Origin of the sequence: Dactylosporangium sucinum, assembly GCF_014647515.1 — a bacterium.
Classification (GTDB): Bacteria; Actinomycetota; Actinomycetes; order Mycobacteriales; family Micromonosporaceae; genus Dactylosporangium; species Dactylosporangium sucinum.
The window spans coordinates 178,984-201,352 of record NZ_BMPI01000014.1; the positions used below are offsets into that span (position 1 = coordinate 178,984).

The 22,369-nt window shown below is 74.6% G+C and carries 21 protein-coding genes and 1 pseudogene; 12 read left to right on the plus strand and 10 right to left on the minus strand.

Annotated elements, in window-relative coordinates:
- Positions 1 to 5: 5 nt before the first annotated feature.
- Both IEZ31_RS16970 and IEZ31_RS16975 read right to left on the minus strand, forming a co-directional pair.
- A complete protein-coding gene (locus IEZ31_RS16970; RefSeq protein ID WP_190250822.1) occupies positions 6 to 374 on the minus strand; it encodes an STAS domain-containing protein in 369 nt (122 codons plus the stop codon).
- Positions 375 to 492: 118 nt separating this feature from the next.
- A complete protein-coding gene (locus IEZ31_RS16975; protein ID WP_190250823.1) occupies positions 493 to 3,249 on the minus strand; it encodes an AfsR/SARP family transcriptional regulator in 2,757 nt (918 codons plus the stop codon).
- A gap of 74 nt (positions 3,250 to 3,323) precedes the next feature.
- Here IEZ31_RS16975 and IEZ31_RS16980 point away from each other — a divergent pair, with 74 nt between their 5' ends.
- Both IEZ31_RS16980 and IEZ31_RS16985 read left to right on the plus strand, forming a co-directional pair.
- Positions 3,324 to 3,470: a hypothetical protein gene (locus IEZ31_RS16980; protein WP_190250824.1), complete on the plus strand. Its 147-nt coding sequence runs from the start codon at positions 3,324 to 3,326 to the stop codon at positions 3,468 to 3,470.
- Entirely contained in the window at positions 3,467 to 4,480 is a 1,014-nt protein-coding gene (locus tag IEZ31_RS16985; RefSeq protein WP_190250825.1) for a cupin-like domain-containing protein, read from the plus strand. The genes IEZ31_RS16980 and IEZ31_RS16985 overlap by 4 nt, the downstream gene beginning before the upstream one ends.
- 14 nt (positions 4,481 to 4,494) lie before the next feature.
- On the opposite strand, the gene IEZ31_RS16990 is transcribed toward IEZ31_RS16985, so the two are convergent.
- Entirely contained in the window at positions 4,495 to 5,457 is a 963-nt protein-coding gene (locus tag IEZ31_RS16990; protein WP_190250826.1) for an ArsR/SmtB family transcription factor, read from the minus strand.
- Between the two features lie 62 nt (positions 5,458 to 5,519).
- On the opposite strand from IEZ31_RS16990, the gene IEZ31_RS16995 reads away from it, so the two are divergent.
- Together IEZ31_RS16995 and IEZ31_RS17000 are read left to right on the plus strand one after the other, a co-directional pair.
- Positions 5,520 to 6,746: an MFS transporter gene (locus IEZ31_RS16995; protein ID WP_190250827.1), complete on the plus strand. Its 1,227-nt coding sequence runs from the start codon at positions 5,520 to 5,522 to the stop codon at positions 6,744 to 6,746.
- Positions 6,715 to 7,059, plus strand: a pseudogene (locus tag IEZ31_RS17000) (GNAT family N-acetyltransferase); the annotation flags it as partial. The gene IEZ31_RS16995 and the pseudogene IEZ31_RS17000, both read left to right, overlap by 32 nt.
- 26 nt (positions 7,060 to 7,085) lie before the next feature.
- Here the strand turns inward: IEZ31_RS17000 and IEZ31_RS17005 are convergent.
- A complete protein-coding gene (locus IEZ31_RS17005) occupies positions 7,086 to 7,970 on the minus strand; it encodes a ketopantoate reductase family protein (protein ID WP_229835267.1) in 885 nt (294 codons plus the stop codon).
- A gap of 10 nt (positions 7,971 to 7,980) precedes the next feature.
- Entirely contained in the window at positions 7,981 to 9,177 is a 1,197-nt protein-coding gene (locus IEZ31_RS17010) for a cytochrome P450 (RefSeq protein WP_190250828.1), read from the minus strand.
- 44 nt (positions 9,178 to 9,221) lie between these two features.
- Between IEZ31_RS17010 and IEZ31_RS17015 the strand changes: the two genes are divergently transcribed.
- Positions 9,222 to 9,605 carry a DUF1801 domain-containing protein gene (locus tag IEZ31_RS17015; protein ID WP_190250829.1) on the plus strand — a complete coding sequence of 128 codons (384 nt, stop codon included), beginning with the start codon at positions 9,222 to 9,224 and terminating at the stop codon, positions 9,603 to 9,605.
- A gap of 141 nt (positions 9,606 to 9,746) precedes the next feature.
- On the plus strand, positions 9,747 to 10,697 hold the full coding sequence (locus IEZ31_RS17020; RefSeq protein ID WP_190250830.1) for an SMP-30/gluconolactonase/LRE family protein: 951 nt from the start codon (positions 9,747 to 9,749) through the stop codon (positions 10,695 to 10,697).
- Here the strand turns inward: IEZ31_RS17020 and IEZ31_RS17025 are convergent.
- Positions 10,601 to 11,140, minus strand: a complete 540-nt coding sequence (locus IEZ31_RS17025; RefSeq protein ID WP_190250831.1) for an AAA family ATPase — start codon at positions 11,138 to 11,140, stop codon at positions 10,601 to 10,603. The two genes, IEZ31_RS17020 and IEZ31_RS17025, sit on opposite strands and share 97 nt — an antisense overlap.
- A 25-nt stretch (positions 11,141 to 11,165) precedes the next feature.
- On the opposite strand from IEZ31_RS17025, the gene IEZ31_RS17030 reads away from it, so the two are divergent.
- From IEZ31_RS17030 to IEZ31_RS17045, 4 genes are read left to right on the plus strand one after another with little or no spacing between them, the layout of a single operon-like run.
- On the plus strand, positions 11,166 to 11,894 hold the full coding sequence (locus IEZ31_RS17030; RefSeq protein WP_190250832.1) for a DUF5995 family protein: 729 nt from the start codon (positions 11,166 to 11,168) through the stop codon (positions 11,892 to 11,894).
- 41 nt (positions 11,895 to 11,935) lie between these two features.
- Positions 11,936 to 12,382: a (2Fe-2S)-binding protein gene (locus IEZ31_RS17035; protein WP_229835278.1), complete on the plus strand. Its 447-nt coding sequence runs from the start codon at positions 11,936 to 11,938 to the stop codon at positions 12,380 to 12,382.
- Entirely contained in the window at positions 12,379 to 13,359 is a 981-nt protein-coding gene (locus IEZ31_RS17040) for an FAD binding domain-containing protein (protein ID WP_190250834.1), read from the plus strand. The genes IEZ31_RS17035 and IEZ31_RS17040 overlap by 4 nt, the downstream gene beginning before the upstream one ends.
- Positions 13,356 to 15,551, plus strand: a complete 2,196-nt coding sequence (locus IEZ31_RS17045) for a xanthine dehydrogenase family protein molybdopterin-binding subunit (protein WP_190250835.1) — start codon at positions 13,356 to 13,358, stop codon at positions 15,549 to 15,551. Before IEZ31_RS17040 ends, IEZ31_RS17045 begins: the two co-directional genes overlap by 4 nt.
- Here IEZ31_RS17045 and IEZ31_RS17050 read toward each other — a convergent pair.
- Entirely contained in the window at positions 15,548 to 16,459 is a 912-nt protein-coding gene (locus IEZ31_RS17050) for a pyridoxal-phosphate dependent enzyme (protein WP_229835269.1), read from the minus strand. The genes IEZ31_RS17045 and IEZ31_RS17050 overlap by 4 nt on opposite strands.
- A 19-nt stretch (positions 16,460 to 16,478) precedes the next feature.
- Between IEZ31_RS17050 and IEZ31_RS17055 the strand changes: the two genes are divergently transcribed.
- Positions 16,479 to 17,063 (plus strand): GNAT family N-acetyltransferase, encoded by a 585-nt coding sequence (locus tag IEZ31_RS17055; RefSeq protein ID WP_229835271.1) that lies wholly within the window; start codon positions 16,479 to 16,481, stop codon positions 17,061 to 17,063.
- Between the two features lie 70 nt (positions 17,064 to 17,133).
- Here the strand turns inward: IEZ31_RS17055 and IEZ31_RS17060 are convergent, their stop codons facing one another.
- From IEZ31_RS17060 to IEZ31_RS17070, 3 genes are all read right to left on the minus strand, one after another.
- Positions 17,134 to 17,796, minus strand: a complete 663-nt coding sequence (locus IEZ31_RS17060) for an alpha/beta fold hydrolase (protein WP_190250838.1) — start codon at positions 17,794 to 17,796, stop codon at positions 17,134 to 17,136.
- A 162-nt stretch (positions 17,797 to 17,958) separates the two neighbouring features.
- Positions 17,959 to 18,708 (minus strand): nucleotidyl transferase AbiEii/AbiGii toxin family protein, encoded by a 750-nt coding sequence (locus IEZ31_RS17065; protein ID WP_190250839.1) that lies wholly within the window; start codon positions 18,706 to 18,708, stop codon positions 17,959 to 17,961.
- Positions 18,705 to 19,265 (minus strand): hypothetical protein, encoded by a 561-nt coding sequence (locus IEZ31_RS17070; protein ID WP_229835273.1) that lies wholly within the window; start codon positions 19,263 to 19,265, stop codon positions 18,705 to 18,707. The genes IEZ31_RS17065 and IEZ31_RS17070 overlap by 4 nt, the downstream gene beginning before the upstream one ends.
- 201 nt (positions 19,266 to 19,466) lie before the next feature.
- Between IEZ31_RS17070 and IEZ31_RS17075 the strand changes: the two genes are divergently transcribed.
- Positions 19,467 to 22,369 (plus strand): carbohydrate-binding protein (locus IEZ31_RS17075; RefSeq protein ID WP_190250840.1); only part of this gene is annotated, 2,903 nt, incomplete at its 3' end.

Consider the following 22,369-nt stretch of genomic DNA (forward strand, 5'->3'; position numbering starts at 1 on the left):
GCGGGTCAGGGCGCCAGGGCGGCCTCCACGGCGTCGTAGCGGGGCAGCAGGCGGTCGAGGTCGGTGACCTCCAGGACCTTGTCGACCAGCGGCCGGGTGCCCGCCAGCCGCAGCCAGCCGCCCGCCGCGGTCAGGTCGCGGTGCGTGCGCGTGAACAGGCTCAGGGCGCTGGAGTCGCAGATCGGGACGCCGGACAGGTCCAGGACCAGGCGGGTCGCGGAAGCGGCCCGCAGGGCGTCGATCGCCACGGTGAGTGGGCCGAGCGTGTCGAAGACCAGGCGGCCGGCGACCCGGACGACGGCCGGGTCGTCGTCCGCCACGATCGTCACCCCGACCGTCTCCGCCGCCCCGCGGCCGTCCAGCGAGAAGTCCACCGCCCGAGCTTATGCCCGCGGCGGCCACGGTTCACCGCCCGCCGGGCGGGTATCCGGCACGGACTTGGCGGCCATCGACCAGGACGAGCCGTGGCAGGCCGGGCCGGCCGGCCTGCGCCTACTGCCCGGGCTCGGGCAGGAGGGCTGAGCGGACCTCGTCGCGGGTCATCGCGGCGCCGCGGGCGTGCGCGGCCGCGAACTCCTGCGCCGGCAGTCCCGTCCGCACGATCCCGGCCAGGCGTGGGCCGTTGACCGGGTCCATCCGCTCGGGCGCGTACCCGACCCGGCCGCCGAGCGCCTCCACCGCGCCGAGCAGCGTGGCCCCGGGCCCGGGGCGGCCGGTCAGGGTCAGCGTGGCGGCGAGCAGGAACGCCGCGGCGAGCCAGCCGGTCACGTCGTCCTGCTCGTCGAGGTCGCGGACGGCGCGGGACGCCAGCTCGTACGCCTCCGGGAACCTGCCCGTCGCCACGGCCAGCTGGGCGTGCATCCAGCGGGCCGAGCCGGACGCCCACGCGAACCCGCTCGCCGTCGCCGCCGCGACCGCGGAGTCGAGCACCACGGCCGCCGCCGCCGGGTCGCCGGACGCCCAGGTGACCTGGGCGACGCTGATGAGGGCCTCGGCGAGCAACCAGCCCTCGCCGGTGGCGAGCGCGCGGGCCTGGGCGTCCCGGCCGGCGGCGACGCCCGCCGCGACCTCGCCGCGCAGGCCGAGCAACAGCGTGTAGTAGGCGGCGGCGCGGGCCGCGGTCGCGGGGGTCTCGGCCAGGTCGACGGCGGCGGTGATCGCGGCACCGCTCGCGGCCAGGTCCCCGGCGAGGTAGTGCAGGCAGGCCATGCCCGTATGCGCGCGAGCCCGGTCGTCGGCGGCGCCGCCCGCGGCCAGCCCGAGGCCGAGCCAGCGCAGGCCCTCGCCGATGTGGCCGCCGCGGTACCAGAACCAGGCCAGGTCGGCGGCGAGGCGCAGCCCCGCGGCGGGGTCGGCGCCGCCGGACGCGAAGGCGAGGGCGGCGCGGAGGTTGTCCTGCTCGGCGGTGAGCGTGGCGAACCAGTGCCGGGCGTCGGGGCCGCGCAGCTCGCGGTCGGCGGTCGCGGCGAGGGCCACGGCCCGGTCGAGGTGGCGGTGCTGGGCGTCGCGGAGGTTCGCGGGTGGCATCCGGCGCATGGCGTACTGCCGGAGCGTCTGCAGCATGCGGTAGCGCCGCGGCGACGTGGCCGGCAGCGGCGTCACCAGCGAGCCGGCGATGAGCGCGGTCAGCGGCGCGAGCACGTCCCCGCCGCCGGCGACGGCCTCGGCGGCGTCGAGGTCGAACGGCCCGGCGAACACGCTGAGCCGCCCGAAGAGGTCCCGCTGCGGCGCGTCGAGCAGCCGGTAGGTGACGTCGATCGCGTTGTCCAGGCTGCGGTGCCGGTCGGGGACGTCCCGCCGGGCGCTGCGCAGCGTGCCCGGGTCGTCGAGCCGGTCGCGGATCTGCGCCGGGGACAGCGCGACGAGCTGCGCGGCGGCCAGCTCCACGGCGAGCGGCAGCCCGTCGAGCCGGGCGCAGACGTCGGCGACCACGGCCCGCTCGGCGCCGTCGCACGCCCACCCGGGCAGCACGGCGGCGGCCCGGTCGACGAACAGCTCGACCGCGTCCGTCGCGGGGTCGAGCGGTGGCACCGGGTACCGCCGCTCCCCCGCCACCGACAGCGGCAGCCGGCTGGTCACCAGCACCCGCAGCCCGGGCAGCTCGGCGAGGAGCTTCGGCACCAGTACCGCGAGCGCCCCGGCCAGCTGCTCACCGTTGTCGAGCAGCAGCACGAGCTCGGCGTCGCCGGCGACGGCCGCGATCCCGCCCGGCCCGGTGTCGACGGCGAGCCCGAACGCGTGCGCGAGCGCCGGTTCGAGCAGCGCGTCGTCGTCGATCCCGGCCAGCTCGGCCACCCGGACGGGGCTCCCGGCGACCCGGCACACCTCGACGGCGAGCCGAGTCTTGCCGGCCCCGCCGGGCCCGGTGAGGGTGACGAGCCGGTGCCGGGCGAGGAGGTCCCGCACCTCGGCCAGCTCCCGCTCCCGCCCGACGAACCGGTCGAGCGCCGCCGGCAGCCGGGTGTCCGGCACCCACGGATCACGCCGGTCGGCCGGGCCCGGGACGGCCGGGGCCAGGGCCGGGTCCTGGCGCAGGATCGACTGGGCCAGGGCGTCGAGGTCCTCGCCGGGGTCCAGGCCGAACCGCTCGGCGAGCAGCTCCCGCAGCTCCCGGTAGGTGGCCAGGGCCTCCGTCTGGCGGCCCGCGCGGTACAGCGCGAGCATCAGCTGCCCGCGGCTGCGCTCCCGCACCGGGTCGGCGGCGACCAGCTCGGCCGCGCCCGCCACCGCCTCGGCCGTCGAGCCGGCGGCGAGCAGGCACTCGACCCGCAGGTCGGCCGCGACCGCGCGCAGCTCGGTGAGCCGAGCGATCTCGGCCTGGGCGAACAGCTCCCCGGCGACGTCGAGCAGCGCCGGCCCGCGCCACAGCGCGAGCGCGCCGGTGGCCGTGCGCAGCGCCGCGGCGGGGTCGCCGGCGGCGAGCAGCGCCCGGGCCTCGCCGACCGCCGCCTCGAACCGGCGGGCGTCGATCTGCGCCGGCGGGGCGACGAGCTCGTACCCGCCGTGGTGGTGGCGCAGCGTGGCCGCGCCGAGCGCCCGGCGCAGCCGGGACAGGTACGTCTGCAGGGCGTTGCGGGCGCTCGGCGGCGGCTCCTCGCCCCAGACGGCGCCGACGAGCCGGTCGACGGTGACCACGCGCCCGGCGTCGAGCAGCAGCGCGGCGAGCACGGCCCGCGGCTTGGGGCCGCCGAGGAGCACGGGCTGCCCGCTCGCCACCACCTCGAGCGGACCCAGGATCCGGAACTCCACGCCCCTCCTCGCGAACACCGGCCACGCACGTCGCCTGCACGTAGGTTGCACGCGCCCCGGCCCAGCCTGCAGTCATGAACCCGACGTCACCGCGCCCGGCCGCCGCCGAGGAACCCGACTCGATCCCGCCGCACGTGAAGAGCAACTACGTCGACTGCTTCCGGTTGGCGGCCCGTCCGCCGCGCCGCCCGAGCCCGCCGCCGTTGCAGGGTACGCGGTGACGGCCACCGCGCCGGCCGTGGCGGCCGAGTGGCAGGAGTGGGTCGCCCGGAACCTGGCGCTCGGGGTACCGCCGGAAACCCTGACGGACGTCCTGCTCGACGCCGGCGTGGACGCCGCCGCGGCGCGGGCCGAGATCGAGGCCGCGCTGGCGCACCCGTACCTCCGTGCCTGCCGGTCGCTCGCCGAGTCCTACGGCTGGGCCGAGGCGCTGCTGGAGACCTACGGCGAGCTGCGCGCGGCCGACGGCGGACCGGTCCTGGAACGGCGGCACAGCCTGGCCTCCGGCGAGTTCTTCGAGCGGTACTACTTCGGCCACCGGCCGGTCGTCCTGCGGGGCCTGACGGACGACTGGCCGGCCCGCCGGTGGACCCTCGCCGGCCTGCGCGAGCGCTTCGGCACCGTCCCGGTCGAGGTGATGACCGGCCGCGACGCCGACGCCGAGCACGGCTGGCGCTACGACGCGCACCGCACCACGATGCCCTTCGGCGACTACCTGACGATGGTCGAGACGGGCGGGCGGACCAACGACTACTACCTGGTCCCCCGCAACGAGGCCTGGCAGCGTCCGGGCCTGGCCGCGATGCGCGCCGAGGTGCTCCCGCCGGCCGGCCTGGTGCCGGCCGACGTGGCGGCGGAGGACATGACGCTGCTGCTCGGCCCGGCGGGGACGGTGACGCCGCTGCACCACGACAACATGAACATCCTGCTGTGCCAGGTGGTGGGCCGCAAACACGTCCGGTTGGTACCGTCGTGGGACCGCCACCGCGTCTACCCGAGGGGCGGCACCTTCAGCCACGTCGACGCCTCGTCCCCGGATCTCGGCCGCTTCCCCGACTACGCCGACGCGACCGTCCTGGAGGCGGTCCTGGAGCCGGGCGAGGCCCTGTTCATCCCCGTGGGCTGGTGGCACTGGGTCCGCGCGCTGGACGTCAGCATCACGGTGAGCTTCCACCGCTTCACCCACCCGGCCTCCGCGGTGTACCTGCGCCCGGGCGTCGACGACGCCTGACCCGGGGTGGGCGGTTACTGCGGTGCGGCCAGGTCGGCGCCCAGGCGGGTGCGGAAGTACAGCACCGAGCGGCCCGCGCGGCGGCGCTGGACCAGGCCGGCGTCGTGCAGGACGCGGAGGTGGCCGCCGACCGAGCCCAGGCCGTGGCCGGTCAGGGCGACCAGCTGGGTGGTGCTCTTCGGGGCGTCGAGGAGCAGGACCAGGATCTCGGCGCGCACCGGGCCGAGCAGGCGGGCCAGGGGCGCCGTCGCGCGGGTGGTGGTCTCGGCCAGCCAGCCGCGGCACGGGTACACCAGCGCGTGCGTGTCGCCCGGCTCCTCCCAGGCCACCCAGCCGCGCGGCGCGGTGGTCGGAATGAACAGCAGGCGGCCACCGGTGACCGTGCGCGGCGGGTAGTCGTAGGTGTTGACCTGGAGCCGGCCGTCGCCGAGCCAGCGCATGCCGGGCCGCAGGCCGTCGAGCACGGCCGCCCACCCGCCGCTGCTGAGCCGCTCGGTGCGGGCGACCACGTCGGCCTGCAGGACCCGGCGGCGGCGCGGCCAGTCGCCGGCGAGCGTGTGCTCCCAGGTCCAGGCGATGACGGCGGCGGCCCGCTCGACCAGGCCCGGCTCGCGCAGCACGGCGGGCACCGGCCGGTCGTACTCCTCGGTGACGTGCGCGAGCGCGTCGGCGTCGGTCGTGGCGGCCAGCCGGGCGAGCTCGTCCGCGAACGCCGGCGCGTCGTCCAGCGGCGGCTTGACCAGGAAGTCGGCGATCCAGCCGGGGCGGATCGCGGCGTGCAGGAACGGCAGCGCGAACGGGTCGTCGCCCCACCGGGCCCGCAGCGCCGGGCCGTGCTCGCGCAGCCACTCGCGCTGGGCCGCCGACGTGGCGTGCTGCCCGCCGAACGCGGCCAGGCTCGCCACCGTCTCGGCCAGCGGCGACACGACGAACCGGCTGCCGGCCAGGACGTCGGTGCTGATCCGCCACAGTCCCACGATGTTTCGCCTCCACGCGAAACTGTACCGGCCGGGCCCGCCCCGATCGCAGACTGCCCGCCATGCGCACGTACCGCGAACTGTTCGCGACCGCCGAGTTCACCGCCCTCTTCGGTACCGTGTCCGCCCAGGTCGCGGCGGCGACGCTGAGCGGCACGGCACTCGGCACCCTGGTCTTCGCCGCGACCGGCTCGCCCCTGCTCGCCGCGCTGAGCCTGTTCGGCTCGTCGTTCGCCCAGGTCGTCGGCGCGGCGACGGTGCTGTCCGCAGCCGACCGCCTGCCGCCCCGCGCCACGCTCACCGGCCTGGCCCTGTTCACGGCGCTGACCACGGCGCTGCTGGCCGCGCCGGGCCTGCCGGTCGCCGCGGCCTTCGCCGTGGTGCTCGGCCAGGGCCTGGTGAACTCGGTCGGCGGCGGCGTGCGGTACGGCCTGCTCGCCGAGATCCTCCCGCCCGGCGGCTACCTGCTGGGCCGCTCGCTGCTGAACATGTCGGTCGGGGCCAGCCAGATCGCCGGGTTCGCGCTCGGCGGCGTCTTCGTCGCGGCCGTGTCGCCGCGCGGCGCGCTGCTCGCCGGGGCCGGGATGAGCCTGGTCGCGGCGGTCGTCGCGCGGTTCGGCCTGAGCGCCCGCCCGCCGCGCGCCGAGGGCCGGGCGTCCGTACGCGAGACCTGGCGCGGCAACCGCGCGCTGTGGTCGTCGCCGGCCCGCCGCGTGGTGTACCTCGGGCTCTGGATCCCCAACGGCCTGATCGTCGGCTGCGAGGCGCTGTTCATCCCGTACGCCCCGGAGGGCGCGAGCGTGCTCTTCGTGACCGCCGCCCTGGGCATGCTGGCCGGCGACGCGCTGGCCGGCCGGTACCTGCCGCCGTCGCGGCGCCGCGCGCTGGCGGTCCCGGCGCTGGTGCTGCTCGCGCTGCCCTACCTCGCGTTCGCCGCCCACCCGCCGCTGTGGCTCGCGGCCGGCGTGGTCGCGGTCGCCTCGGCCGGCTACTGCGCGAGCCTGCTGCTGCAGGAGCGGCTCGTCGCGCTGACCGGCCCGGCGCTGCTCGGCCAGGCCCTGGGCCTGCACAGCTCGGGCATGCTGACCATGCAGGCGGTCGGCGCGACGCTGGCCGGCGCGGTCGCCCAACTGCTCGCACCGGGCGTCGCGATGGCCGTCATGGCGACGGCGTCCCTGCTGGTGACGGCGGGCCTGGCGGGGGCGTTGGCTACAGTGGACAACCGTGGTGAGCATCCGGCAGGCGACCCGGTCGGACGTGCCGCGGATCATAGCCCTGCTGGCCGATGACGCCCTGGGCGCGACCCGCGAGTCCCCCGACGACCCGGCGCCCTATCTCGCCGCCTTCGACGCGCTGGCCGCCGACCCGGCCCAGCTGCTGGTGGTGGCCGAATCGGACGGCGACGTGGTCGGCACGCTGCAGCTGACGTTCATCCCCGGCCTGGCCCGCCGCGGCGCCCTGCGGGCCCAGGTCGAGGCGGTGCGGGTGGCCGCGTCGATGCGGGGCGCGGGCCTCGGCGAGACGCTGCTGCGCTGGGCCGTCGAGGAGTCCCGCCGCCGCGGCGCGGCCCTGGTGCAGCTGACCTCGGACGCGGCCCGGACGGACGCGCACCGCCACGCACGTGGGCTTCAAGCGCTCGTTGTGACTGGCGGCTCGCGGAGCTGCGCCACCACGCGCTCCGTCACGGGCGTGGGGACGCCGAGGCGGGCGCCCGCGCGGATCACCGAACCGCCGATCGCGTCCAGCTCCAGCGGGCGGCCGGCCTCGGCGTCGCGGAGCATCGACGACTTCATCCCCGCCGGGATGCCGTCGATCACGGTCAGGATGCGGGCCGGGTCGGTGCTCGCGCCGCTCGCGCGGGCCACCGCGGCCACCTCGCGCACCACCGCCTCCAGGTCGGCACGGCGGGCCGTGCGGGCCTCGCCGACCGTGGCCCGGGCGGCGGTCGTGAGCAGGGCCATGGGCGCCAGCAGGGCCAGCTTGTCCCACAGCACGTGGGCCTCGCCCGGGCGGACCGTCACCTCGAAGCCGGCCCCGCGCAGCACCTCGGCCAGGGCCTCGACGCGGGCCGGGGCCACCACGTCGCTGCCCAGCTCGATCGCGGAGAACGGGCTGGTGTGCTCGATGCGGCCCGGCGCCACGCGGGTCGACTCGACGCGGATCGAGCCGGCCACCACGTCCTCGGCCGGAAAGCGGGACCGCAGCAGCGCCATGTGGTCGACGCCGTTGAGCAGGGGCAGGATCAGGCCGCCGGGGGCGACGGGGTCGAGGGCGCCCGGCAGGGCCGTCGCCTTGGTCGCCACCACGGTCAGGTCGGGCGGACCGGACAGCCGGGTCCGCAGCGGGACCGTGAAGTCGCCGAACTGGACACTGTGGACGGTCAGGCCGTCGCGCTCCAGCGCCTGGGCCGTCTCCGGGCGGGCCAGCACGACCACGCGGTGGCCGGCCCGGGCCAGCACCCCGCCGAGCAGGCCGCCGACGCCGCCGGGGCCGAGGATCGCCACGCTCCACACGGGACCCACCCTAGCCGGTGCGGACCGGCAGGGACGTGAAGCCCTTGAGGCTGAGGCTGTCGCGGCGCTCGCCCGGGCCGGCGGGGGCCAGCGCCGGGAAGCGGCCCAGCAGGGCCGGGAACGCGATCTGCGCCTCCAGCCGGGCCAGGGGCGCGCCGAGGCAGTAGTGGATGCCGCCGCCGAACGACAGCGGCGCGTTGTCCGGCCGGTCCAGGCGCAGCTCGTCCGGGTCGGGGAAGCGCCGGGGGTCGCGGTTGCCGGCGCCGAGGTACGCCACCACCCGCTCCCCCGCCTCGACCGGGATGCCACCGAGCTCGACCAGCTCGGTCACGACCCGCGTCGCGATCTGCACCGGGCTGTCGTACCGCAGCAGCTCCTCGACGGCGGCCGCCGGGTCCCCGAACGCCTGCGACGGGTGCGCGAACAGCGCGGACAGGCCGTTGGCGAGCAGGTTGGTCGTCGTCTCGAACCCGGCGGCGAACAGCAGCGCGGCGTTGCTGAGCACCTCGTCGTCGGTGAGCCGGTCGTCGGCCGCCTGCGCCTGGACCAGCGCGGTGAGCAGGTCGTCGGCCGGCTCGCGGCGGCGCCGCTCGACCAGGTCGGCGAGGTACGCACGGATCGTGGCGGCGGCCGGGTCGGCGGTGCGCAGCACCTCCGGGGTGATCACCTCGAGGACCTGGGTCCAGTCGCGCACGAGCGACTGGAACTGGGCCCGGTCCCCGGCCGGCACGCCGAGCAGCTCGCCGATCACGCCGACGGGCAGCGGGAAGGCGAACGCGTCGACGAAGTCGGCCTCGCCCTGCAGCCCCTCGCACAGGTCGGCGACCATGCGCTCGATCGCCGGCCGCAGCGCCTGGACCCGGCGGGCGGTGAAGGCCGAGCCGACCAGCCGGCGCAGCCGCGTGTGGTCCGGCGGGTTGAGCGTGAGCAGGCTGGTGAACAGCTGCAGCAGGGCCGGGTGGTCGCGCCAGTCGGGCAGCCCGATGAACGCGAGCATGTCGGCCGGCAGGTGGGCGAAGCGCGGGTCGCGCACGACCGTGCTGCAGTCGGCGTAGCCGGTCACCACGAGCGCGCCGTCCGCGGCCCGCACGACCGGGGAGATCTCCCGCAGCCGCGCGTACCGCGGATAGGGGTCCGCCCGGCCGGTCATCACGGTCAGCTCGTCCAGCAGCTCCAGCGCCTCGGCGTTCTGCACGATCTCGGCCATTCGTCCACCTTATGCCGCTCGTTCGGCACGGTACGGTGTCGGTCATGGCTGACGACAGCGACGTGACCGCCTTCCTGGCCACGGTGCCCGACGCCCAGCGCCGGGCCGACGCCGAACGACTGTGTGAGCTGGCCGCCGAGGTCACGGGCGCCCCGCCGGCCCTGTGGAGCGGCTCGATCATCGGGTTCGGCTCACACCATTACCGCTACGAGTCGGGCCGCGAGGGTGACACCCCGGCGATCGGCTTCTCCCCCCGCAAGGCGGCGCTGGTGCTGTACTACCTGCCGGACGACGAGTCGCTGCGCGCCCGGCTCGGCAGCCACACGACCGGCAAGGGTTGCGTCTACGTCAAGCGCCTCGCCGACGTCGACGAGGAGGTGCTCGGCGAGCTGATCCGCGCGGCGTTCCAGACCCGCAACGTCACCTAGCCGGCCCGCAGCGCTCTGCGCGGCGGTGCCGCCGCAGTCCCGGAGCGAGGCTCATGATCGATGGAGCGTTCCGGCTGCCATGGCGACCAGCACTCGCCATCGATCATGGACGCGGTACCGTCGAGGCGAATGGGAGGCGGGATGGATCGGGTCAAGGCCAGGTTCGAGGTGCTCGACGAGCGGTTCCAGCGCTGCAACGGCGACGAGTGGGTCGAGCGGCTGTGGACCGGCGGGCGGTGGACCGAGGGGCCGGCGTATTTCGCCGCGGGGCGGTATCTCGTCTTCAGCGACATCCCGAACGACCGCATGCTGCGCTACGACGAGCTCACCGGCGCCGTCGGCGTCTTCCGGCAGCCGTCGAACTACGCCAACGGCCACACCGTCGACCGGGCCGGGCGGCTGGTCAGCTGCGAGCACGGCACCCGGCGGGTGACCCGCACCGAGCACGACGGCTCGGTGACCGTGCTCGCCGAGCGGATCGACGGGAAGCGGTTCAACAGCCCCAACGACATCGTCGAGCACAGCGACGGCTCGCTGTGGTTCACCGACCCGTCCTACGGCATCGACACCGACTACGAGGGCTACCAGGCCCCGAGCGAGATCGGCGCCTGCCACGTCTACCGGCTCGACCCGGCCACCGGCGAGGTCCGCGTGGTCGCCGACGACTTCGAGCGCCCCAACGGGCTCGCGTTCAGTGCCGATGAGCGCCAGTTGTACATCGTGGACACCCGACGCAAGCACCTGCGCCGCTTCGACGTCGGCGCCGGCGGTGCGCTCAGCGGCGGCGAGGTCTTCGGCACCTGCGACAACGGCAGCTTCGACGGCGTTCGCCTCGACGACGGCGGCCGGGTGTGGGTCGCCGCCCACGACGGGCTGCACTGCTTCGACCCCGACGGCACGCTGATCGGCAAGCTGCTGGTGCCGGAGGTCGTCGCCAACTTCACCTTCGGCGGGCCGCGCCGCAACGACCTCTACATCTGCGCGTCGAGCTCGCTCTACTCGATCCGGGTCAACGTCCAGGCCGCGAGGTATCCGGCGACGAGCGCCACCCGCTCGGCCGCCGGCCCGGCCGGCACCTCGACCAGCTCGTAGCCCCGCTCGCGGTACACCTGCCGATGCACGTGCTCGAAGTGCAGCGAGTCCGCGTAGGAGATGCGCCGGGCCGCGGTCGGGGTGACGAAGCCGATCGGGCGCACCAGCAGCACCCGCCGGTCGTAGATCGAGGCGGCCCGGTCGACCTCGGCCAGCAGCAGGTCCGACGGGGACAGTCCACTGTAGACCGCCAGGGCGAGGGTGCACAGCGGCGAGCGGTCGTACACCTGGACCGGCCCCGTCGCGGCGAGCTGGCGGCGGCGCTGCAGGCCCACCACCCGGTCGGCGAAGCCGGGGTCGGTCCACGGCTCGGCGACGCCGCGCGCCTGCTCGGCGGCGATGACGTCGGTCGCCGCCTCGGCGACGGTCGTGACGCCGGTGAGCGCGCCGACGATCGATGTCTTGCCGGCCCCGGGCGCGCCCGTGACGATGAATCTGCGCATGGCGTGGCCCCACTACGATGACGGGATGGAGGAGAGCGTCGCGCGGATCGTCCGGCGGATGGAGCACTCGCTCGGACGCCTCGACGCGGGCGACGCACGCCGATTCTTCCACGAGACGTATCTGCGCACCACCCTGGCGGTCGCCGCGGAGATCGACCGGGGCGGGTTCGCCGACGGGCCGTGGCTCGAGCGGTGGGACGTGGTGTTCGCCGAGCTGTATCTCGACGCGTTCGACGCCCGCCTCGCCGGTGCCCCGGTGCCGGGGCCGTGGCGGGTCGCGTTCGACACCGCCCGCGACCGGCCCGGCCTGCCGCCGCTGCGGCACGTGCTGCTCGGGATGAACGCGCACATCAACTACGACCTGCCGCAGTCGCTCGTCGCCGTGATCTCCTCCGCGGAGTTCGACGATCCGGCGGCGCTGCGCCGGCGGGAGGCCGACCACCGGCACGTCGACGCGGTGCTGCTCAACCGGGTCGGTGCCGAGGACGTCCAGATGCGCTCGGTGTCGACGGTGCGCCGGCGGGACCGGCTGCTCGGGCCGCTCAACCGGGCCGCGACGAAGCGGGTCCTGCGCGAGGCACGGGCGAAGGTGTGGCGCAACGCGGCCGTGCTCGACCGGGCCCGCCGAGACGGCACCACCGAGGCGGTCCTGGGCCGGCTGGACCAGGCCTGCACCGCCAAGCTCATGGAGCTGACGGCACCCGGCCAGGTGATGCTGCGGCTGGCCCGGCGGGGCTTCGGCGTCACGGTTTAGCGCCCGGGCCGCCGGGTAGCGCCAGCGCCATCATGAACGAGATCACCGTGACCACCAGCATCAACGGCCGGACCGAGCAGCTGCGGCTGGCCGCCGGGGTGACGCTGCTCGACGCGCTGCACGACCGGCTCGGCCTCACCGGCACCAAGAAGGGCTGCGACCAGGGCGCCTGCGGGGCGTGCACGGTGCACGTCGACGGCCGGCGGGTGCTCGCCTGCCTCACCCTCGCCGCGCAGGTCGACGGCCGGGAGGTGCTCACCGTCGAGGGGCTCGGCGGCGGGCACCCGATGCAGGAGGCGTTCCAGCGGCACGACGCGTTCCAGTGCGGGTACTGCACGCCGGGCCAGGTGATGTCCGCCGTGGCCCTGCTGGACGAGGGCCGGGCCGGCACCGACGCCGACATCCGCGAGTTCATGAGCGGCAACCTGTGCCGCTGCGGCGCGTACCCGAACATCGTCGCCGCGATCCGGGAGGTGGCCGGCCGATGAGCGTCGGGTACACCCTGGCCGCCGACCCGGCGAGCGCGATCGCCACGGTCAGCGCCGACCCGGAGGCCGTGTTCCTGGCCGGCGGGACGACGCAGCTCGACCTCATGCTCAAGGACGGGGTCGTCGCGCCGCGGCGGCTCGTCGACATCAGCCGCCTGCCGCTGCGCGGGGTCACCGTGACCGACTCCGCGGTGCGGGTCGGCGCGACCACGACGATGGAGGAGCTGGCCGCGCATCCGGCCGTGCCGCCCTTCGTGCGCGAGGCGCTGCTGCTGGGCGCGTCGCCGCAGCTGCGCAACATGGCGACGATCGGCGGGAACCTGCTGCAGCGCACGCGGTGCCGGTACTTCCGGGATCCCGGGGTCGGCGCCTGCAACAAGCGGCGGCCGGGCAGCGGATGCGCCGCCGTCGACGGGGTCGCCCGGATGCACGCGATCCTCGGGGCGTCGCCGGCCTGCATCGCGCTGCACGCCTCGGATCTCGCGGTGCCGCTGACGGCGCTCGGGTCGGTCGTGCACCTGCGGTCCGAGAGCGGGCCGCGCTCGGTGCCCCTCACCGAGTTCTACCGGCTGCCGGGCACCTCGCCGGACCGGGAGAACGTCCTGCGGCACGGCGAGCTGATCACGGAGGTCGAGATCCCGCTGCTGCCGGCCGGGGCGCGCTCGACCTACCTCAAGGTCCGCGACCGCGCCTCCTACGAGTTCGCGCTGACCTCGGCCGCCGTCGCGACGGTCGCCGAGGGCGGCGTCATCGCCGCGGCGCGCATCGCGCTCGGCGGCGTCGGCACGGTGCCGTGGCGGGCCTGGGAGGCCGAGGAGGTGCTGCGCGACGCGCCGGCCTCCGAGGCGTCGTACCGGGCCGCGGCCGAGGCCGCCGTGCAGCAGCCGTTCACCGTGCCCGGCACCGAGTTCAAGGTCGAGCTGGCCAAGCGCACCGTGGTCCGGGCGCTGCGCACGACCGCCGGAGGCGCCGGATGACCACGCTGGAGCGCACCGACATCGACCGGGTCGACGGCCCGCGCAAGACGTCCGGCCGGGCGCCGTACCCGATCGACGTCACGTACCCGGGCATGGCGCACGCGGCCCTGGTGCGCAGCACGATCGCCGCCGGGCGGGTCACCGGGTTCGACACCGCGCGGGCGCGGGCGGTGCCCGGGGTCCTCGCCGTGGTGACGGCCGGCGACGCGCCGCACCTGAACCCCGCCCCCGACACCGGCCTGTGGCGCCAGCCGCCCCCGCCGCTGCAGCACACCAAGATCGTCCATCATGGACAGTACATCGGTCTCGTCGTCGCCGACACGATCGAACAGGCGACGGAGGCGTCCCGGCTCGTCGAGGCCGGCTACGAGCCGGTCGACGCCGTGCTCGGCCTCGACGACCCGCGGGCGGTCACGGTCGACGACCCGTTCGGCAGCGACCGGACCCGCGGTGCCGCCGCCGCGGCCCTGGCCACGGCCGACGTCGTGGCCGGCGGGCGGTACACCACGCCCGACGAGACGAACAACCCCATGGGCCTGTTCGCGACCGTCGCCGCCTGGGACGGCGACCGGCTCACCGTGCACGACACGACCCAGTGGCCCGACTCGGTCCGGGATGCGCTCGCCGGCGCGTTCGGGATCCCGGCGGCCGACGTGCGGGTCCTCGCGCCGTACGTCGGCGGCGGCTTCGGCGCCGGCCTGCGGGTCTGGCCGCACGTCCTGCTCGCCGCGATGGCGGCCCGCCTGGTGGAGCGGCCGGTGCGCCTGGCGCTGACCCGGCCGCAGATGTTCACCGGCATCGGCCACCGCCCGGCGACGGTCCAGCACATCCGCATCGGCGCCACCCGCGACGGCGTGCTCACCGCGATCGAGCACGACTCGGTCCAGCCGGTCGCGGTCGACGACGACAACATCGCCGAGTCCGTCACCACCGTCTCCTCCGTCGGGTACGCCTGCCCGAACGTCACCAACCGCGACCGCCAGAAGCGCCTGAACGTCCCGGTGCCGACCTCGATGCGCGGCCCCGGCGACGCCCAGGGCCACTTCGCGCTGGAGTGCGCGCTCGACGAGTTGGCCTACGAGCTGGGCCTCGACCCGGTCGAGCTGCGGCTGCGCAACCACGCCGACGAGCACCCGCAGCTGCGCCTGCCGTGGTCGTCGAAGGCGCTGCGCGAGTGCTACGCGCTGGGCGCCACCCGGTTCGGCTGGTGGGACCGCAACCCGGAGCCCCGCTCGATGCGCCGCGGCGACACGCTCGTCGGGTACGGCATGGCGGGCGTGAGCTTCTTCTGGTTCCAGCAGCCGTGCGACGCCCGGGCGACGATCGACCGGGAGGGGCGCGCCTACGTCCGCAGCGCCGCCACCGACATCGGCACCGGGACGTACACGGTGATGACCCAGCTCTCGGCCGAGCTGCTCGGCCTGCGGGTCGACCAGGTCCGGATGGGCCTCGGCGACACCGACCTGCCGGCCGCGCCGATGCAGGGCGGCTCGGGCATGACGGCGTCCCTCGGCAGCGCGATCCACTCCGCCGGCCACCGCCTCATCCAGGCGTTCCTCGACCTGGTCGCCGACGACGTCGCCTCCCCGCTGCGCGGCCTCACCGCCGCCGACGTGGTCGCGGCCGAGGGCCGCCTGGCCCACGCCGACGACCCGTCCCGCGGCGAGAGCTACCGCGAGATGCTGGACCGGCACGACCTGCCCGAGCTGACGGCGGACGGTTCGGCGGTACCGTCGAAGCCCGAGGAGCTGGGGCTGGCCCCGGCGGGCCCGTTCGCCGCCCGCTTCGCCGAGGTCCACGTGGACGCCGACCTGGGCCGGGTCCGCGTCGCCCGGCTCGTGTCGGTGGTGGACGGCGGCCGCATCCTCAACCCGAAGACGGCCCGCAGCCAGATCATCGGCGGCACGGTGGGCGGCATCGGCATGGCGCTGCTGGAGGAGACCGTCACCGACCCGCACACGGGGCGGATCGCCAACGCGACCTTCGGCGACTACCTGATCCCGGTGAACGCCGACGTCCCCGACCTGGACGTGGTCTTCGTCGGCGAGCCGGACCGCTTCAACCCGGTCGGCGTGAAGGGCGTGGGCGAGGTGGGCCTGGTGGGCGTGGCCCCGGCGATCGCCAACGCGGTCTTCCACGCGACGGGCAAGCGCATCCGCGACCTCCCGATCACCATCGACAAACTCCTCTAGGGCTGCAGCTCCGGGCGTATCTGCGGGTGCGCGAACAGCCCGGGCAGGCCGCCCGTGTGCACGAAGACGGTCCGCTCCCCGCGCGCGATGCGCCCGTCGGCGACGCAGGCGCGCAGCCCGGCCAGGGCCCGCCCGGTGTACGTCGGGTCGAGGAACAGCCCCTCGGTCCGCGCCGCCAGCCGCAGTGCGTCGGCCACCCCGGGGCCGAGCGTGCCGTACCCGGCGCCGACCTGTCCCCGCTCGATCATCGGCAGCTCGCCCTCCACCCCGAGCGCCCGCAGGGTCGCCACCGGGTCCGGCACCGCCCCGACGTCGACGCCGACCACCCGGGCGGCCCCGAGCCCGGCGACCAGCCCCGCCGCGGTCCCGCCCGACCCCAGCGCCACGACCACGCGGTCGATCCCGGGAAGCTGGGCCTCGAGCTCCTGGGCACATTCCAGATAGCCGCGCGCACTGTGCCGGCTGGAGCCGCCGAACGGGATGAGGAACGGCACGTCCCCGTCGTCCCGGACGCGCCGCTCCTGCTCGGCGGCCACCTCGCCGGTCGCCCGGTCCCCGGCCCAGACGATCCGGGCCCCGGCGAGCAGGTCGAGCACGAGGTTGCCCCGCGCCTGCGCGGGCGGGTCACCGCGCAGCACGAGCGTGACGGCCAGCCCGAGCCGCGCCCCGGCGGCGGCGGTGAGCCGGGCATGGTTGCTCTGGGCGGCCCCGGTGGTGACGAGGTGGGTGGCTCCCGCGGCGAGCGCCTGCGCGCACAGGTGCCGCAGCTTGCGCACCTTGTTGCCCCCACCGCCGAGCCCGGTGAGGTCGTCGCGCTTCACCCACAGCTCGTCGAGCCCGACCGCCGCGGCGAGCTGCCGGGCCGGCTCCAGTGGCGTCGGCCACGTCCCGAACGAGGGGATGGACACGTCTGCGACGATACCGGGAATGCACCACGCCGAGATCTTCGACCGCGACACGTTGACGACCGACCGCCTCCTGCTGCGCCCGTTCACCCGCGCGGACGCCCCGGAGGTCCACCGGGCCTGGCAGGACGAGCGGTTCATCGCCTCGGCCCCGGTGGACTACCCGTACGCGGCCGCCGACCTGGAAACCGCCCTCGCCTGGTGCACCACGGGCATCGAGCAGCGCCGCCTGGACGGCAAGGGGGTGGGCTTCGCGGTCGTCCCCCGGCCGGGCGGCCCGCTGGTCGGCCACGTCTCACTGTTCGGCGCCGACTGGCAGGCCCAGACGTCGGAGATCCACTACTGGACGGCCCCGTGGGCGCGCGGCCACGGCTACGCGGCGGAGGCGGCGGCCGCCGTGGCCCGCTGGGCCTTGACCACCCAGCGCCAGGCCCGCATCACCCTCCAGGTCGACACGAACAACCCGGCGTCCCGCCGCGTGGCCGAACGGGCAGGCTTCCACTTCGAGGGCATCCTGCGCAGCGTTGCACCGACCCGGGCGGGCGGCCGCGCGGACATGGCGGTCTACAGCCTCATCACGGAGGACCTGGCCCCGGCCCACGTCTGAGACCCGCCGCCCGGCGTGATCTTCGCTGACACGCTCAACGAAGATCACGCCGAGGTGTCACAACGCTCGCCTAGACGGCAGCCCGCTGGTCCAGCCACTTCAGGATCGCCTGGTTCGTTTCGTCCGGCTTTTCCTGCTGGATCCAGTGACCGCAGTCCAGGCTGACCACTTCCACGTTGGGCACGAACGCTGTCAGCCGTTCAGACCTCAGGACCGCGTCACGGTCGCCGTAGATCATGAGTGCGGGCTGCCGGATGACCGGGTCCACGTCGGCCAGCAGGCGCCAGTTGCGGTCGAGGTTCCGGTACCAGTTGATGCTGCCCGTGAAGCCGGTCGCCTCGAAGGCGGAGATGAAGACGGCCAGTTCTCCGTCGCTCATGACGGGCTCGCCGAGGGGGGTCTCCGCCCGGGCCAGATCGATCATCACCATGCCCGGCTGAGGCGGTTTCGCGGGCTCGTTCTTCCGGAAGATGTTGCGCAGGAACTGGGCTGTGTGCTCGTCGAGCACGGCGTCTGCGACGCCTGGCTTCCGGTTGAAGTGGACGAAGTAGAAGTCGGCGCCGAGGACGGCCTCCATGAACTCGATCCAGGGCGTCTCGCCGCGCTCCTGGTAGGGCAGGCTCAGCGCTACCACGCTGTTTCCTGCATTCTCTCGGCCCGCTTCGAAGACCTCGAGTTCCACACCGTTGACGCAGACAAGGGTGGGTTCGGGAAAGCCGGTCGGATCGAGCATCGCGTTTCCTCTCGGTCGTTTGGGGCGTCAGCGCCGGCGCAGCCGACGGCCGATGCGGTCATGTCGCCATCGTGCCGACCGAAACAGGTCACCCCATGACCGGTTTTCTGTGCGAGTGTTGCCGACGCCCGCCCGACAAGTTCCGCCCAGGACGAGACCGGATCACGCTCCGTCGAGATCCAGCACACGCAGCGCAGCCGACAGTCGCGAAAGCCACGTGCCGGCCGACCCCGCCACCGACGGATGGCCGTCGACGGCCCACCCCGGCAGCGCCCCGAGCGCGTCCCGGTCCACGAGCCGGCGCAGCCGCGGCGGTACCACCAGACCGTCGAGCGAGGCGAGCAGCACCGCGTCGTAGAGGTCCTTCCCGCCGACGACACCGCGCTCGGCGTGGTCGGCGATGAGCCACTGCAGCTTCCAGACCAGCGACAGCGCCGGCGAGGCGGTCCACAGCGCGTGCGGGGTGCCGCCGCCGTACCGGGGCACGGCCGTCAGCACCGGCGGCTCCGGCAGGGACTCGTCGTAGGCGAAGTCGAGCTGGACGGTGCCGCCGGATCCGTCGTCCGAGGAGAACGGCATCACCGTCCGGGCACCGCCCGGGTAGTAGCCGTACGACCGGCCGTGCACGGCGTCGGCCGGATGCAACCGCACCCAGCCCGCCGAGGGGTGCTCCTCGACGAGCTTCAACACCGCATCGTGCGGCCGGGGAGCGCCGACGGCCGAGGCCCGCCACGGGCGCGCGCCCTCCGCCGCGCCGGGCCGGACGACGAAGTCCAGGTCACCGGGCTCGCGGGCCCGGTCGCCGAACCACGCCGCCATCGTCGTGCTGCCCCGCAGCACCAGCGTGTCCACGCACCCGGACCGGGCCACCAGCCCGAGCACGTGGTCGAGGGCGGCGAGCCGCGCGCTCACGACAGCCAGCCCGCGTCGACGGCCGGGTTGGAGTCCACGACCACGAACTCCTCCTCGACCTCCACGATCTCGAACGCGGAAAGGTCGGCGAGCAGCGCCGCGAGCCGCCGCGCCGCCTCCGCCCGGGCGACGTCGTAGCAGCGCTGCGTGACGAACCGGTGCGACCGGCCGTCCGGGAACGTCCGCCGGGCGTTGCGGGACACGTGCGCGCCGTGCCGCACGGCGACCTCGCGGACGGCGTCCGGCGCACCGGCGAGCAGCAGCTTCACGTGGTGCTCGAAGTAGCCGCCGTCGACCGCCGGATGCTCGGGAGACCCCTCGATCTTGACCCGCGTCACCGTCAGCCCGGAGGAAGCCAGCCGGGCCGCGGCATCGGACGCGACCGAACGGGCAGCCGGCAGCGAGCCGCGCGCGCCGAGCGTGAGCATCGGCTGGTCCGGACAGTCCCCGCGGTCCAGGACGATCCGGGTGTACTTCCACCCGCACCCGGCGACGACCCCGGCCAGCAGCGGCGACGGCAGCACCGTCAGGTGGATCTCGTACGCGTCCGCAAGCACGCGGCAGAGGGTAGCGCGGTCAACTTCTTGCACCGAGGGTTCGGTTATTGCATTTACAAACCCGAGTATGTACCGTCATCGCCACGAAACATCGCAACCGGTGGATGCCTGGGGCTTCGGCGGCCCAAGCGACACCCGACACCCGGCCCGAGCCATACCGGCCCGAGCCACACCCCGCGTGTCCGGGAAGGACCCCAACCGATGTCACCGCCGAACCGTGCCCGCAGGGCGGCCGCCACCGCCCTGCTCCTCCTGGCCCCCGGCATCGCCGCGATCGCGGCGCCAGCGCCGGCCGCGGCCGCCATCCCCGCCTCCGACTACCAGCAGGTCGAGCTCGCCAAGGGCATCAACGAGGTGGGCGAGCCGATGTCGATCGCCGTGCTGCCCGACCGCTCGGTGCTGCACACCGCCCGCAACGGTACCCTGCGGCGCACCGACGCCGCCGGGAACACGGCCGTCGTGGCCAACATCCCCGTCTACACCCACGACGAGGAGGGCCTGCAGGGCGTCGCCATCGACCCGGGGTTCGCCACGAACCGGTACATCTACCTCTACTACGCGCCGCCGCTGAGCACGCCCGGCGGCGACGCCCCCGCGTCCGGCGGCGACTGGAACGTGTGGAAGGGCGTCAACCGGCTGTCCCGGTTCACGCTGAACACCAACTGGACGCTGAGCGGCGAGAAGGTCGTGCTGGAGGTCGGCACCGACCGTGGCATGTGCTGCCACGTCGGCGGCGACCTCGACTTCGACGCGGCCGGGAACCTGTACCTGTCGACGGGCGACGACTCCAACCCGTTCGACTCCAACGGGTACTCGCCGCTGGACGAGCGGACCGACCGCAACCCGGCGTACGACGCCCAGCGCAGCGCCGGCAACACCAACGACCTGCGGGGCAAGGTCCTGCGGATCAAGGTGAACGCGGACGGCTCGTACTCGATCCCGTCCGGGAACCTGTTCGCGCCCGGCACGCCGAACACGCGGCCGGAGATCTACGCGATGGGGTTCCGCAACCCGTTCCGGATGAGCGTCGACAAGCCCACCGGGATCGTCTACGTCGGCGACTACGGCCCCGACGCCGGCGTCACCGACGCGAACCGGGGACCGTCCGGGCAGGTCGAGTTCGACCGGGTGACGAGCGCGGGCAACTACGGCTGGCCGTACTGCACCGGCACGAACACGACGTCGGAGACCTACAACGAGTGGAACTTCGCCAGCAACAGCACCGGCCCGAAGTACAACTGCACCGGCGGCCCGACGAACAACTCCTTCCGCAACACGGGCCAGCAGACCCTCCCGCCGGCACGGCCGTCCTGGATCCGCTACGCCGGTGACGCCGGCAGCCCGCCCGAGTTCGGCAGCGGCTCCGAGTCGCCGATGGGCGGACCGGTGTACCGCTACGACGTCAGCAACCCGTCGGCGGTCAAGTTCCCGCAGTCGCTCGACGGGAAGTTCTTCGCCGGCGAGTTCGGCCGCCGCTGGATCAAGGCGGTCACGGTCAACGCCGACGGCTCCCCCGGCACGATCGAGAACTTCCCCTGGTCCGGCATGCAGATCATGGACCAGGCGTTCGGCCCGGACGGCGCGCTCTACGTGCTCGACTACGGCGCCGGCTTCGGCAACGGCGACGCCAACTCGGCGCTGTACCGCATCGAGTACATCGGCGGCGGCAACCGCGCCCCGATCGCCGTCGCGGGCGCCAACCCGGTGTCCGGACCGGCCCCGCTGGCCGTCCAGTTCTCGTCGGCGGGCAGCAGCGACCCGGAGGGCCAGGCCCTGTCCTACTCGTGGGCGTTCGGCGACGGGGGTACCTCGACCGCCGCGAACCCGTCGCACACGTACACCAACGCCGGCACGTACACGGCGACGCTCACCGTCCGCGACCCGCAGAACGCCACCGGCTCGGCGAGCGTGACGATCAGCGTCGGCAACACGATGCCCACGGTCACCATCACGACCCCGCCCAACGGATCCCTGTTCTCGTTCGGCGACACCATCCCGTACCAGATCACCGTCACCGATCCCGAGGACGGCAGCATCGACTGCAACCGGGTCAAGCTGACCTACATCCTCGGCCACGACAGCCACGGCCATCAGATCAGCCAGAAGACCGGCTGCTCGGGCACGATGACCGTGCCGACCGACGGCGAGCACGACGCGGCGGCGAACGTCTTCGCGGTGTTCGACGCCGAGTACACCGACAACGGCGGCCTCGTCGCGCACAAGCAGCACATCCTGCAGCCCCGGCTGCGCCAGGCCGAACACTTCGGCGCCATGCAGGGCGTCCAGGTGTTCGACAAGGCCTCGGCCGAGGGCGGCAAGACCGTCGGGGAGATCCAGAACGGTGACTGGATCTCGTTCCAGCCGTACCTGCTGAACAACGCCACGTCGTTCAGCGCCCGGGTCTCGTCGGCCGGCGCCGGCGGCACGATCTCGCTGCGGGCCGGCTCGCCGACCGGCACCCTGCTCGGCTCGGCGACGGTCCCGGTGACCGGCGGCTGGGACACGTTCGTCAACGTCACCGGCGCGATCGCGAACGCGCCGTCGACGGCGGGCACGCTGTACCTCGTCTTCACCGGCGGCGCCGGCGCGCTCTACGACGTCGACTCGTTCACCCTGAACACCGGCACCGTCCAGCCCCCGACCGGGCGGGTCGAGGCCGAGTCGTTCACCTCGCAGTCCGGCGTGCAGATCGTCGCCGACGGCGCGGCACACGGCGGCAACCGGGTCGGCTACATCGACGGCGGCGACTGGGTTGGGTACTCGTCGGTCAACGTCTCGGGCAAGACCGGCTTCACCGCGCGGGTCGCCTCCGGCGGCACCGGCGGCACGATCCAGATCCGGTCGGGCTCGCAGACCGGGCCGCTGCTCGGGTCGGTCGCGGTCGGCAACACCGGCGGCTACGGCACGTTCGTCGACGTCAGCACCACGATCACCGCGGGCTCCGGCGCGCTGTTCCTGGTGTTCGTCGGCACCGGCACCGGCGGCCTGTTCGACGTGGACGACTTCGAGCTGACGGGTGGCTCCAACCCGCCGGCGACGAACCTCGCGCTGAACAAGACGGCCACCGCCGACAGCCAGTGCGCGTCGACCGAGGGACCGGCCAA

Excerpts from the sequence above, each read along its gene's own strand:
- IEZ31_RS16980 (WP_190250824.1), top strand. The coding sequence starts at position 3,324 with ATGAACCCGACGTCACCGCGCCCGGCCGCCGCCGAGGAACCCGACTCG.
- IEZ31_RS16995 (WP_190250827.1), top strand. The coding sequence starts at position 5,520 with ATGCGCACGTACCGCGAACTGTTCGCGACCGCCGAGTTCACCGCCCTC.
- IEZ31_RS17010 (WP_190250828.1), bottom strand. The coding sequence starts at position 9,177 with ATGGCCGAGATCGTGCAGAACGCCGAGGCGCTGGAGCTGCTGGACGAG.
- IEZ31_RS17015 (WP_190250829.1), top strand. The coding sequence starts at position 9,222 with ATGGCTGACGACAGCGACGTGACCGCCTTCCTGGCCACGGTGCCCGAC.
- IEZ31_RS17020 (WP_190250830.1), top strand. The coding sequence starts at position 9,747 with ATGGATCGGGTCAAGGCCAGGTTCGAGGTGCTCGACGAGCGGTTCCAG.
- IEZ31_RS17025 (WP_190250831.1), bottom strand. The coding sequence starts at position 11,140 with ATGCGCAGATTCATCGTCACGGGCGCGCCCGGGGCCGGCAAGACATCG.
- IEZ31_RS17030 (WP_190250832.1), top strand. The coding sequence starts at position 11,166 with ATGGAGGAGAGCGTCGCGCGGATCGTCCGGCGGATGGAGCACTCGCTC.
- IEZ31_RS17040 (WP_190250834.1), top strand. The coding sequence starts at position 12,379 with ATGAGCGTCGGGTACACCCTGGCCGCCGACCCGGCGAGCGCGATCGCC.
- IEZ31_RS17045 (WP_190250835.1), top strand. The coding sequence starts at position 13,356 with ATGACCACGCTGGAGCGCACCGACATCGACCGGGTCGACGGCCCGCGC.
- IEZ31_RS17055 (WP_229835271.1), top strand. The coding sequence starts at position 16,479 with ATGCACCACGCCGAGATCTTCGACCGCGACACGTTGACGACCGACCGC.
- IEZ31_RS17060 (WP_190250838.1), bottom strand. The coding sequence starts at position 17,796 with ATGCTCGATCCGACCGGCTTTCCCGAACCCACCCTTGTCTGCGTCAAC.